At 61.5% G+C, this 11,544-nt stretch carries 13 protein-coding genes; 8 read left to right on the top strand and 5 right to left on the bottom strand.

Annotated elements, in window-relative coordinates:
* Positions 1-8: 8 nt before the first annotated feature.
* Complete coding sequence (locus G9U53_RS09400) at positions 9-878, bottom strand: hypothetical protein (RefSeq protein WP_003945836.1); 870 nt, start codon at positions 876-878, stop codon at positions 9-11.
* 194 nt (positions 879-1,072) lie between these two features.
* Here G9U53_RS09400 and G9U53_RS09395 point away from each other — a divergent pair, with 194 nt between their 5' ends.
* The 3 genes from G9U53_RS09395 (at position 1,073) to G9U53_RS09385 (ending at position 3,738) form a co-directional block, all read left to right on the top strand.
* Positions 1,073-1,837, top strand: a complete 765-nt coding sequence (locus tag G9U53_RS09395; protein ID WP_042449451.1) for an SDR family NAD(P)-dependent oxidoreductase — start codon at positions 1,073-1,075, stop codon at positions 1,835-1,837.
* Between the two features lie 122 nt (positions 1,838-1,959).
* Positions 1,960-2,625 (top strand): hypothetical protein, encoded by a 666-nt coding sequence (locus G9U53_RS09390; RefSeq protein ID WP_083059361.1) that lies wholly within the window; start codon positions 1,960-1,962, stop codon positions 2,623-2,625.
* Between the two features lie 225 nt (positions 2,626-2,850).
* A complete protein-coding gene (locus G9U53_RS09385) occupies positions 2,851-3,738 on the top strand; it encodes an alpha/beta fold hydrolase (protein WP_007734173.1) in 888 nt (295 codons plus the stop codon).
* A 1-nt stretch (position 3,739) separates the two neighbouring features.
* Here G9U53_RS09385 and G9U53_RS09380 read toward each other — a convergent pair whose 3' ends face one another.
* A complete protein-coding gene (locus G9U53_RS09380; protein ID WP_031332850.1) occupies positions 3,740-4,558 on the bottom strand; it encodes a Cof-type HAD-IIB family hydrolase in 819 nt (272 codons plus the stop codon).
* A 62-nt stretch (positions 4,559-4,620) separates the two neighbouring features.
* Positions 4,621-5,091 (bottom strand): MarR family transcriptional regulator, encoded by a 471-nt coding sequence (locus G9U53_RS09375; RefSeq protein WP_064075163.1) that lies wholly within the window; start codon positions 5,089-5,091, stop codon positions 4,621-4,623.
* Positions 5,092-5,202: 111 nt separating this feature from the next.
* Here G9U53_RS09375 and G9U53_RS09370 point away from each other — a divergent pair, with 111 nt between their 5' ends.
* Genes G9U53_RS09370 through G9U53_RS09360 form a run of 3 tightly spaced genes read left to right on the top strand, consistent with a single transcriptional unit; the run spans position 5,203 to position 7,592 of the window.
* On the top strand, positions 5,203-5,700 hold the full coding sequence (locus G9U53_RS09370; protein WP_007734170.1) for a VOC family protein: 498 nt from the start codon (positions 5,203-5,205) through the stop codon (positions 5,698-5,700).
* Positions 5,701-5,737: 37 nt separating this feature from the next.
* Positions 5,738-6,526 (top strand): pirin-like bicupin family protein, encoded by a 789-nt coding sequence (locus G9U53_RS09365; RefSeq protein WP_165638612.1) that lies wholly within the window; start codon positions 5,738-5,740, stop codon positions 6,524-6,526.
* A gap of 1 nt (position 6,527) precedes the next feature.
* Positions 6,528-7,592, top strand: coding sequence for a maleylacetate reductase (locus G9U53_RS09360; protein WP_042449442.1), 1,065 nt, complete (start codon positions 6,528-6,530; stop codon positions 7,590-7,592).
* A gap of 7 nt (positions 7,593-7,599) precedes the next feature.
* Here the strand turns inward: G9U53_RS09360 and G9U53_RS09355 are convergent, their stop codons facing one another.
* Complete coding sequence (locus tag G9U53_RS09355) at positions 7,600-8,121, bottom strand: Lrp/AsnC family transcriptional regulator (protein ID WP_058227650.1); 522 nt, start codon at positions 8,119-8,121, stop codon at positions 7,600-7,602.
* A 109-nt stretch (positions 8,122-8,230) separates the two neighbouring features.
* Between G9U53_RS09355 and ald the strand changes: the two genes are divergently transcribed.
* Together ald and G9U53_RS09345 are read left to right on the top strand one after the other, a co-directional pair.
* A complete protein-coding gene (ald, locus tag G9U53_RS09350) occupies positions 8,231-9,331 on the top strand; it encodes an alanine dehydrogenase (protein WP_063315017.1) in 1,101 nt (366 codons plus the stop codon).
* A 68-nt stretch (positions 9,332-9,399) separates the two neighbouring features.
* Positions 9,400-10,275, top strand: coding sequence for an aldo/keto reductase (locus G9U53_RS09345; RefSeq protein WP_165638611.1), 876 nt, complete (start codon positions 9,400-9,402; stop codon positions 10,273-10,275).
* Here G9U53_RS09345 and G9U53_RS09340 read toward each other — a convergent pair whose 3' ends face one another.
* On the bottom strand, positions 10,276-11,526 hold the full coding sequence (locus tag G9U53_RS09340; RefSeq protein ID WP_007734160.1) for an NADH:flavin oxidoreductase/NADH oxidase family protein: 1,251 nt from the start codon (positions 11,524-11,526) through the stop codon (positions 10,276-10,278).
* Positions 11,527-11,544: the final 18 nt, after the last annotated feature.

Below are 11,544 nucleotides of genomic sequence, written 5' to 3'. Positions count from 1 at the left end.
ACCAGACTTCAGCTCTCTGCAGGAGCGACTAACCCGTTCTCGGGTATTGACAGTCCTGATGGTGAGATTTCCTGAAACTGCATGTTCCGCCTCAGTTCGATTGCTATCCGTTCCCGTGAGCTGGCCGAAAGCTGCTTTTCTATCAGCTTGTTAAGTCTCACCGGATCCGGTTCGAACCGTTCAGCTTCTTCACGCACTCGCCAAGTCGCTTTATCCCCAGGATCCGCGAAGGTGACGACCCCAATTCCGTGAGAACTGGCAACTGTGCGAACTTCTCGAAGCGGTCTCTTGAGTGCATCCGTGAGATACGTAGGGATATGGAACGCGACAACAGCGTGCGTCGAGGCCCGACGATGCGCAAGCGCTTCGTACACCGCTGTGACATTGACTTGATCGAAAGGCTTCACCTCAACGGTTGTGGCCTCCAGAAAGATTCCAGGTACGTAGTCGAATCTACGTACCGAGATTGTCACAAGATCTGAGCGTGACCACGTACCACCGGTGCTTCGCTTACCTTGATTAGCGACGTCGTCGACCGTCAGTGGCGCCACGCCGGATTTGCGGAGTGGAAGCTCCCGCAGCACATCGACCATCGGTGCGTAGAGGTTTAATTCCCGGACCCTGAACGGCACCGTCAGCGTCGTAACTGACTCGTCGTCGTCCTGGTCTCTCGTAGAAGATTCCCGAACCACGCTTCCACCCCGGCCGCCTGCTTTACGGACCAGGTTCTTGGCCACCAAAGAATTTGCAGCAGTTCGATACCGCTCTTTGCCGAAACTTGCCTTCTGCCTGAGCTTGCCGTTACCAAGGGTATCTCCGTTTGAAGAAAGCAATTCGAGCAGAAGAGCCTCGTCCAAAGTCAACTGCGGAAGCGACACTTTTTTCCCCGATTCTCGCGTTCAATGGGCCGACCTATTGCGACCGGTCTGAATGTATTCGACCAGCTGCGCCTGCGTAAGCCAGTTGCAAGTAGCAGTCACCCACTGAGCGGAACATTCCGCTGTCTCGCACCCTCCGGTAGCGCAGAATCGGTCACCAGACAGCTGTCCATCCCACAGACCGGAGTTTTCTCGTGAATCGATTCGACGACAAGCGCGTCCTCATCAGCGGCGCAGGATCCGGAATCGGCCAGGCCACCGTTGCCCGCATCCTGGCAGAAGGTGGCACCGTCGTCGCCGCCGACATTTCCGAGACCGGCCTCGAACAGACGCTGAACACCGCGAAGGACGCAGGACACTCCGATCGCCTGACCACGGTGAAGGTCGACATCTCCAGCGAAGAGTCTGTTCGCGAACAGGTCGGCGCTGCGATCAAGGCTCTGGGCGGGCTCGACGTGCTGGTCAATGCGGCGGGCATTCTGCGCTCCGCGCACACCCACGAGATGACACTCGATTTCTGGAACACCGTCATCGGGGTCAACCTCACCGGAACATTCCTCATGACGAGGGAGTCCCTGCCGGCACTGCTCGAAAGCGGAGCAGGCGTCGTGGTCAACTTCAGTTCCACATCGGCGACCTTCGCCCACCCGTACATGACGGCATATGCGGCGTCGAAGGGTGGAATCCAATCCTTCACGCACGCACTTGCACTCGAGTACAGCAAGCAGGGCCTTCGCGCCGTGGCCGTCGCACCCGGCAGCATCGCTTCGGGCATGACCTCCGATCCCGGCTTCCCGGCCGACATCGACTTCACGCTGCTCGGCAAGCTGGCCCCGGCAATCGGTGAGGGTTTCGCGCCCCCGTCCGCCGTCGCCGGCGTGATCGCGATGCTCGCTTCCGAAGACGGCTCGTTTGTCACCGGAACGGAAATCCGCATCGACGGCGGCACGCATATGTGACCACTTGCTGTGCGCCTTTATTAACCCCCGGCGGTTAATAAAGGCGCACAGCAGCGAGGCGGCATACTTATCTCGTCGTCCGGAACCGGTCCGGCGGTACGACGTGCGGTGGGGAGCCAGCGGTGAGCGAGTCAACAGGCACTACGAACCTCGAGCCCGTGCTGATCAGTCCCGTCGTCGGCGGAAAGATCCGCACCTGGTCCGAGGACGAGACCCGCTTGTGGAGCGTCGACGATCCCGCGGCGCTCGGCGCACTGTTGGGACGCGGTCTCGTAGCCCGTACGACCCTGCCGGACAACAAGTTCCGAGAAATTGCGTTTCTGGATACCCAGACCCAGGCCCTCACTGTGCAGCCGCGCTTCGCTTCCCCTGACAGCACTGCACTTGCCGCACCGTTCAAGCTCACCGAGGCGTCGGCCCCGACGTCCGACGCTTGGGAAGATCTCGAATCGGTACTCGCGTCGATCGCGATCTCCGCTGCTGGACGTGGCGAATTCTGGCTCGCGGAACTCGGCGGGTGGGATTCTCCGCACGAGCCGAACTGCCTCTTCACGACCGTCGACGAATCGGGACTGGCCAACGCGGTCATGGAGGCCACCCCCGCGCCCGCCGGAACCGGCGTCTGGCCGGAGGTTCCGAGCGGACAAACCGGCGTTTCCGTTTCGGCACCAGCCTCACAGGACACCATCGAGGCTGCCGGAATCTTCGCGGTATCAGCGATCGAGACGTGGGGCGTCACACCGTGGGACATCAACCTCACTTTCGGCAAACTGGTCGATTTCGCCTGATCAGCGGCGCCGACACGCGGCGGTGAGTTGTACGTCTCCCCTCAGCCGACGGCTCACGGTTCGTCACAACACGCCCGATGGCGACGACATCGGGCCCCTCGGTGGGCATACTGAGGGAACTGGGGTTACTCCCGGTCACAAATACCCGTGGATCCGCGTCGGGGCGGGTGCGGTCCGACAACACGCGAGCAGCCACAGACACTGGCGGCTCCGAAAGGTTCAATCATGGCAACCGACCAATTGCAGACGGTTGTATTGCACGGCGACCAGCTCAAATACGTCGACCAAGGCAGTGGCCCCGTTGTGGTGCTCATTCACGGCCTACTGGGCGCGCACTCCAATTGGGAGCCGCAGATCGAGACACTCTCGCGCCACTACCGTGTCATCGCTCCTGACCTCTTCGGACACGGTGCGTCGGACAAGCCTGCCGGCGACTACTCACTCAGCGCTCACGCCGCCACTGTGCGTGACCTCCTCGAGGCCCTCGACATTCCGTCGGCCACCCTCGTCGGCCACTCCCTCGGTGGTGGGATCGCGATGCAGACGCTGTATCTCTTCCCCGAGCGTGTGGAGCGGCTGTGCCTGGTAGCCAGCGGCGGACTCGGCCCCGAGGTGAGCCCACTCCTGCGCGCAGCAACTCTGCCCGGCAGCGAACTGGTACTTCCCGTCCTCGCGTCCCGGACGCTGACCGACGTGACAGACAAAGCGCTCGGACTTTTCAACAAGATCGGCCTGTTCAAGCTCGGTGCCAGCGCGAGTGAGGCCCGTAAGAGCTTTGCTTCGGTATCGGACGCGTCGACGCGTCAGGCATTTCTGGCGACGGCACGATCGGTCATCAATTACAACGGTCAAACCGTCAATGCCACTCCGCATTTCGCCAACTTCAAGAATCTGCAGGCACTACTGGTATGGGGTGAGGAAGACACCATCATCCCCAACGCCCACACCGAGAACGCTCGCGCCGAACTACCGCTGGGGCGGGTGGAGATCTTCAAGCGCGCCGGACATTTCCCGCACCTTGACTACCCGGATCGCTTCGACCGTGTCTTCTCCGAATTCATGACGGACTGCGGAGTCGGTATCGGCACCGGACCCAAGGCCGTCAGCAGCTGAACTAGCGCCCCGCAACCAACTCTTCGAGGTAGCTCGCCACGCCGTCCTCGTCGTTCGTGGGCAAAATTCGGTCGGCGAGCTCGATGACCTCGGTTCTGGCGTTGGCCGGCGCCAGAGCTGTTCCGGCCCAGGTCAGCATCGCAACGTCGTTGAAGGCGTCACCGGCTGCGGCCACTTCTGACGCGTCGATGCCGTCGATCGCGCACAACTGCGCGAGAGCGCTGGCCTTCGAGACGCCCGCTGCAGCCATTTCCATGTACGGGGCGCCGGAGTGGGTCAACTCCACACCCTCGATGCCCGCAGCGACCGCAGTTCGGTACAGGTCGGCGCTGGGAACCTCGGCATGCCGGGCCACGATCTTGACCATCGGCTCCACGTCCAGCGGCAGCGTATCGGCGAGCACCATCTCGTGCAGGTGCCGGTGATGGTCCGCGAACTCGCACAGAGCGGCATACTCCGGCTCGGCAAAGAACTGCGTGGGTCCGACGTTCGCGAACACGACGCCAGGAATCAGAGCACGAACCTGCTCCATAGCTGTTGCAGCCAAAGATGTTTCGATCGAAACGGTGTCGACGATCTCCGGAGTCCCGTCCGCCAGGTCGAGAATGACAGCTCCGTTGGCACACACAGCTTTACCGCGAAATCCGCATGAGCTCGCCAACGTGTGTACCGAATGCCTGGCCCGGGCCGTCGCCCACACAACTTCGATCCCCGCGAGCCGCGCGTTCTCCATGGCCTGCGCGGTGCGCGCCGAAATCGTTCGGTCGGAGCGCAGCAGGGTGCCGTCGAGGTCGGTTGCGAACATACGAATACGGGTCACCAGACAATGATGGCAGTCCGTTCGCAGCCCTCACCAACTACGTGACATGGGCCGTTGCTCTGTCAATTACTTACTTGGGCCTCGAGAAGGTGCCGACGCATCTCACCGAAGACCACACCCAGCCGCTCGACATCTCGCGGGCTCAGCAGGTCGAACATGCTCTCCCGTACAGCGGCCACGTGCGCCGGGCTTGCCGACGCCAATTTCTCGGCACCCGAGTCGGTCAGCTCCGCATTAGCGCCCCTCTTGTCGTCGACACACTCGACCCGGCGCACCCACCCGGCACCGACCAGCCGATTGACGGCCCTGGTCACACCACTTCGGGTCGCCATCACAGCATCGGCGAGCTCACTCATGCGCAGTTGCCGCCCAGGCGCTTCGGATAGAGCAACCAACAGTTCGAAGTCCGTGAACGAAATGTCGGAGTCTCGCACCAACTGCTGATCGAGAACACGCTGGAGCAGTCGGGTCGAGTCCAGGTAAGCCCGCCAGGCCGTTTGCTCCGAGTCGCTCAACCACCGCGTCGATTCCATGACACCAGCATATCCGAAGTAGTTGACAACGAAATCAAATGATCTATTCTCAATGTAGTTGATCAGTCAACTACCTGTTCGAAGAGAAGGTTCAACCGAGAGGCGGGCGCTATGAGCGACAACAACGCAGTGCAGTTCGAGGAACGCCGGGCCGAGATCAGGGATCGACATCTGCTCCCCGCCGACAAACGACCCGCATCGACCGCACGCGGCCTGCACCATACGGCCCTGATCAGCAGCGACGTCGAACGAACCGTGAAGTTCTATCAAGATCTCCTCGGCTTCCCTCTCACCGAGCTGATCGAGAACCGCGACTATCCCGGGTCTTCGCACTTCTTCTTCGACATCGGCAACGGGAACCTCCTGGCCTTCTTCGATTTCCCGGGACTCGACGTGGGCCCGTACCAAGAAGTACTCGGCGGCCTCCACCACATCGCGATCAGCGTCGAACCTGCCAAGTGGGCGAAGCTACGTACCAGACTGACCGAGGCCGGCGTCGAACTGATCGAGCACAGTGAGGTTTCGCTGTACTTCCGCGATCCCGACGGCGCTCGACTCGAACTGATCGCAGACCCACTCGGTGAGATGTACGGCAATCACGTCCTCTGAAAACTTGCTCTCCCCCATACCATTCGGAAGGCACACCATGACCTCCACTCTGTCTCAGCCGAACCTCGATATCCGTCGATCCGGGGATCGTTTCAAGTCCAATGCCGGCTGGCTGGACTCGAAGCACTCGTTCTCGTTCAGCAATCACTACGACCCGAAGAACACTCACCACGGTCTTCTCCTGGTCAACAACGACGACATCGTCACGCCCGGAATGGGATTCGACACCCACCCGCACCAGGACATGGAGATCGTCACCTGGGTACTGAGAGGTTCTCTCGTACATCAGGATTCGATGGGGCATTCGGGCGTCATCTACCCCGGTCTCGCCCAGCGGATGAGCGCTGGAACGGGAATCCTGCATTCGGAGAAGAACGATTCGTGGCGACTCGGTGACGTGGCGGGTGCGCATTCCGACAAGCACAGCGACCCGGTTCACTTCATCCAGATGTGGGTCGTCCCCGACGAGGCCGGAATCACGCCCGGATACGAGCAGTTGGAGATCGACGCCGAATTGCTTGCCGGTGGACTGGTTCCCGTCGCGTCGGGCATGGACGCGTACGCCGATCACTCGGCAATCCGGATCAAGAACAAGTACGCCGCGATGCACGTTGCGCGTCTGCAACCCGGACAGCCCGTGACCCTGCCCGACGCACCGTTCCTGCACGTTTTTGTCGCCGGCGGTCAGGCCGCCATGGAAGGCGTCGGAGTGCTCGAACAAGGTGACGCGGTACGCGTGTCCGGCGGCGGAGGTCAGCAGCTCAGCTCCGATACCGGGGCAGAGGTCATCGTCTGGGAAATGCACGCCACCGTTTCGCAGGGATGACATGAAGCCCTTCTCGTACGACGCTTCACCGGCTCGAATCGTCTTCGGCCAAGGGATGATCGATACGATCGCCGAAGAAGTGCGGCGGCTCGGCCGTAGCCGAGTGATGGTGCTGGCAAGTCGTCGACTCGACGCGGTTGCCGCCGCCGTGACCGAATCTCTCGGCGACATGGCGGTGGTCCGCTTCGACGGCGCTGTGATGCATACTCCGATCGAAGTCACGACAGCCGCGCTGAGACTTGCCGAGAACCATCACGTCGACACGGTCGTGGCGATCGGCGGCGGTTCGGCAACCGGGTTGTCCAAGGCACTGGCACTACGAGCGGGGTTCGATCAGATCGTCGTTCCGACAACGTACGCGGGATCAGAAGTCACTCCGGTGTTGGGTGAAACAGAGAACGGACGCAAGACAACTCGCTCCTCTCCCCACATCAGACCCGAAACCGTCGTATACGATGTCGACCTCACTCTCGATCTGCCGCTGGACACCACGGTCACCAGTGCCGTCAACGCGATGGCGCATGCGGTTGAAGCGTTGTACTCCACCGAGTCCAACCCGATCACGGACTTGATGGCAATCGAGGCACTCTCCGGAATCGCCCGGGCATTGCCGATCATCGTCGGCGATCCGAGAAATGTGGAAGGCCGGGCAGATCTGCTGCAATCGGCCTGGTTGGCCGGAACCTGCTTGGGCACAGTCGGTATGGGACTTCATCACAAGTTGTGCCACACCCTCGGTGGCAGCTTCGGTTTGCCGCACGCTCCCACCCACGCCGTTGTCCTCCCACACGCGATGGCATTCAACGCGCCTGCTGTCCCGGATGTGATGTCTCGAATAGCGACTGCCTTGGGTGTATCCGACGCCGCCACCGGCGTTTTCGACCTCGTCACCTCGTGCGGCGGACCGACCTCCCTGAGAGAGGTGGGAATGAGTCACGATCAGATCGGCCGTGCAGTCGAACTCGCGAACGCCGCCGCTTATCCGAACCCGCGTGAGATCACCCCGGCAGGCCTGAGCGAACTCCTCGAGAACGCCTGGTCCGGGCGTCGACCCGCCATCAGGTGAGAACGAATCAGGCAGTACCGCCTCGCGGCCTGACATGTTCGAAGATCAGAATCGTCTCGGTCGCAGCAACCGCCGGATGCGCCGAGAGATTGTTGACGACGAAGTCACGCAACTGCGCCGAATCCGTCGTTGCGACGTGCAGCATGTAGTCGTCGACACCGGCCACGAAGTACACGTTGAGCACCGAGTCCAGCTTGGCGAAATCGTCGCCGAGCCGGCTGAGGTGCGACCGTGCGTTGGCCTGCAGTCGAACTGCGATCATCGCCTGCAGATCCATTCCGAGAGCGGCGGGGTCGATGTCCGCATGGAATCCCCTGATCACGCCGTTGTCCACCAAGGCGCGCACACGTCCGAGGCATGTCGACGGCGCAATTCCCGCGATCGCGGCCAGCGCATTGTTCGGAATCCTCGCATCCTTCGCCAGCTCTTCGAGCAGAACCCGGTCGATCTCGTCCAACTTCATTGCTGCCCGAACATGCTTCGGCGAGGCAGCCGTCTGAATACCGATTTTTGAACTTTCACGCACCATACATACAGCGTAGAGAATTATCTTCACTTCTCTTCACTATCTGGCGACGAAACTTCATGCTTGGCACCTGCCATTCGAAGAAACAACAGACTCAGTTCGGAGCCGTGTCATGAAGGTCGGAATCCCCCGCGAGATCAAAAACCACGAGTACCGCGTGGCCATCAGCCCAGCAGGCGTCCACGAACTGGTCGGCCGAGGACACGAAGTCGTCATCGAAACGGGTGCAGGCGTCGGCTCCTCGTTCAGTGACGAGGATTTCAAGGCCGCGGGCGCGCAGATCCTCGGATCTGCCGATCAGGTCTGGACGGACGCAGATCTACTCCTGAAGGTCAAAGAACCTATTGCAGAGGAGTATTCGCGACTTCGTAAGGATCAGGTTCTCTTCACCTACCTGCACCTGGCGGCGTCGAAGGAATGCACCGACGCGCTCCTGACGTCGAAGACCACCTCCATCGCCTACGAAACAGTTGTCGGTTCCGACGGTTCACTGCCCCTCCTCGCCCCGATGAGTGAAGTAGCCGGACGCCTGGCACCGCAGGCGGGCGCCTATCACTTGATGCGTCACGGCGGCGGACGCGGAGTTCTGATGGGCGGCGTCCCCGGAGTGCGCCCCGCCAAGGTCGTGGTGATCGGTGCGGGAGTCTCCGGCAAGAACGCCATCGCCGTGGCCTACGGCATGCAAGCCGACGTCACCGTTCTCGACCTGTCGATCGCGCGCCTGCGGGAAATCGACGAGCTGTACCACGGCCAGGTCAAGACCATCACGTCCAACAGCCTCGAACTCGAACAGGCAGTACTCGACGCCGACCTGGTCATCGGCGCAGTGCTGGTCCCCGGGGCGAAGGCGCCGACTCTCGTCTCCAACAGCCTGGTGGCGCGTATGAAGCCGGGTTCTGTCCTGGTCGACATCGCCATCGACCAGGGCGGCTGCTTCGAGGATTCACACGCGACCACGCACGCCGATCCGACGTACCAGGTTCACGGTTCGGTCTTCTACGGCGTTGCGAACATGCCCGGAGCGGTCCCCCGTACGTCCACCTACGCACTCACCAACGCGACGCTTCCGTACGTCGTCGCCTTGGCCGACAAGGGGTGGAAGGACGCGGTCGCGACAGTTCCCGGCCTGGGGTCAGGTCTGAGCACACACAACGGCCTGCTCCTGTCCGACAGTGTTGCAGCGGCGCATGGGTACTCGGCTACCACTCTCTGACCCAGGCAGCTCTGACCCAGGCAGCTCTGACCCAGGCAAGGACAGCTCGAGATCGCTAGCCTTGATCCATGAGCATTCCTGACGTCACGCTGAATTCCGGAACCACGATCCCGCAACTCGGCCTCGGAGTCTGGCAGGCCACCAACGACGAAACCGAGCATGCAGTACGGTTCGCACTCGACGAGGCCGGCTACCGGCACATCGACACCGCTGCCGCCTATGGAAACGAAGAGGGCGTCGGACGAGGTATCGCCAACTCGTCCGTCGCGCGAGAGGACATCTTCCTCACCACGAAGCTGTGGAATGCAGATCAGGGCTACGAGCCGGCGTTGAAGGCTTTCGACACCAGCATCGACAAGCTCGGCGTCGACTACGTCGATCTCTACCTCATCCACTGGCCTCTGCAGGACAACGACCGACTCCTCCGCACGTGGGACGCACTCGAAAAGATCGCGGAATCGGGCCGCGCCAAGGCAATCGGGGTGTGCAACTTCGAGCCGCATCATCTGCAGCTTCTCGTCGAACGCGGTGGATTGTTGCCCGCAGTCGATCAGGTGGAACTGCACCCGCACCTCACGCAGCAGGCCATTCGCGACAAGGCCGCCGAGCACGGGATCAAGGTCGAATCGTGGAGCCCACTCGGCGGTACCAGTAACGCAGGTTGGGGTAAGGCGTCCAAGCCCAACACCCTGCTCACCGACCCGATCATCACTCGAATCGGTGACCGCCACAGCAAGACTGCCGCGCAGGTCCTGATCCGTTGGCACCTTCAGAACGGCCTGATCGTCATCCCGAAATCCGTACACGATGCTCGAATCGCTCAGAACATCGACGTATTCGACTTCGAACTCACCGATCTCGACCTGAGCGAAATCGATACGCTCGACGACGGTACCCGCGTCGGCGCGCATCCCGATGAACTCAACATCGGTGCACCGAACTGATCAAGCCGCTCGTTTGGTGGGGCGAAGCGCATCGAATCCGTTTCGCCTCACCATCGTTCCGAGGGTCTTCCACCACGGCCGAGCCGGATCCGGCTCGCTTCCGTCGCCCATCCGGTGCAGCTGATCGGTATGCCACTGCAGGTCGAGTGCACCGTCGAGCATCGAGATGTCGGCAACCTTCCCCAACAACTTCCGCGCTCCGAACTCAACAGTCGGCACGGTCAATCGTTCCCGATCCGATTCCAGGAGAACGGTTGCCGCGTCGGGGATCGTGATCGTCGGCCGGCCGAGGCCGATCACGTCGCACGCGCCGGAAGCCAGTGCCTCGACCATCGCCGATCGCGAGCGGAAGCCGCCGGTGACCGCCAAGGGAATGTCGCCGGCAATCGCTCGGACTGTCTCGGCGTACTCGAGGAAATATGCCTCTCGATCGCGAGTGCTCTGCTTCTGCGCTTTACCCATCATGGCCGGCGATTCATAACTGCCACCGCTGATCTCGATGAGATCCACCGACTCTTCGGTCAACGCGCGCACTACTTCTCGCGACTCGTCTTCCGAGAATCCACCTCGTTGGAAATCAGCCGAGTTGAGCTTGACCGAGACCGCGAATCCCGGAGCAACGGCAGAGCGTATGCGCCGAACGATCTCGATCAGAAAGCGTCGTCGACGCTCAGGATCTCCACCCCACTCGTCCGTCCGCTGATTGGACAAGGGCGAAAGGAACTGCGCAACAAGATAACCGTGCGCTGCGTGTATCTGCACGCCCCCGAAGCCGGAGGACTCGGCGACGCGAGCGGTTTCCGCGAACTTGTCGATGATCTCGTCGATCTCAGCGGTCGAGAGTTCTCGCGGCGTCGCCATTCCCGGAATCTTCAGCGCGATCGCGCTCGGGGCGACCGGTCTACCTCTGCTGGCAATCGGGTTGGATTGCCGCCCTGGGTGGTTCAGCTGCATCCAGATCTCGGCGCCGCCGTTCTTGGCGGTCTTGGCCCAGGCAGTCAGTGCTTCGGCATCACGATCGTCGTCGACGACGACATTACCCGGTTCGGCGATCTGCGATCGATCGACCATGACATTGCCGGTGATCAGCAAACCGAACCCGCCACTGCCCCAACGACCGTACAGCGTTTCCAAGCGAGTGGACGGTCCATGAGTGCGGTCACCCAGAGCCTCGCTGAGCGCAGCTTTCATGGTCCGATTCCGCAGGATCTGCCCGCAGGGCAAAGTCAACGATTCTCCGAGTGTGGTCATGGATGCCTCTCGTATGAA

Source organism: Rhodococcus sp. D-46 (genome assembly GCF_011290655.1).
Lineage (GTDB): Bacteria > Actinomycetota > Actinomycetes > Mycobacteriales > Mycobacteriaceae > Rhodococcus_F > Rhodococcus_F qingshengii.
The sequence above is the reverse complement of the archived record's forward strand: the minus strand, read 5'-3'. Positions and strand labels throughout refer to the sequence as shown.

Excerpts from the sequence above, each read along its gene's own strand:
- G9U53_RS09385 (WP_007734173.1), top strand. The coding sequence starts at position 2,851 with ATGGCAACCGACCAATTGCAGACGGTTGTATTGCACGGCGACCAGCTC.
- G9U53_RS09375 (WP_064075163.1), bottom strand. The coding sequence starts at position 5,091 with ATGGAATCGACGCGGTGGTTGAGCGACTCGGAGCAAACGGCCTGGCGG.
- G9U53_RS09370 (WP_007734170.1), top strand. The coding sequence starts at position 5,203 with ATGAGCGACAACAACGCAGTGCAGTTCGAGGAACGCCGGGCCGAGATC.
- G9U53_RS09365 (WP_165638612.1), top strand. The coding sequence starts at position 5,738 with ATGACCTCCACTCTGTCTCAGCCGAACCTCGATATCCGTCGATCCGGG.
- G9U53_RS09360 (WP_042449442.1), top strand. The coding sequence starts at position 6,528 with ATGAAGCCCTTCTCGTACGACGCTTCACCGGCTCGAATCGTCTTCGGC.
- G9U53_RS09355 (WP_058227650.1), bottom strand. The coding sequence starts at position 8,121 with ATGGTGCGTGAAAGTTCAAAAATCGGTATTCAGACGGCTGCCTCGCCG.
- ald (WP_063315017.1), top strand. The coding sequence starts at position 8,231 with ATGAAGGTCGGAATCCCCCGCGAGATCAAAAACCACGAGTACCGCGTG.
- G9U53_RS09345 (WP_165638611.1), top strand. The coding sequence starts at position 9,400 with ATGAGCATTCCTGACGTCACGCTGAATTCCGGAACCACGATCCCGCAA.
- G9U53_RS09340 (WP_007734160.1), bottom strand. The coding sequence starts at position 11,526 with ATGACCACACTCGGAGAATCGTTGACTTTGCCCTGCGGGCAGATCCTG.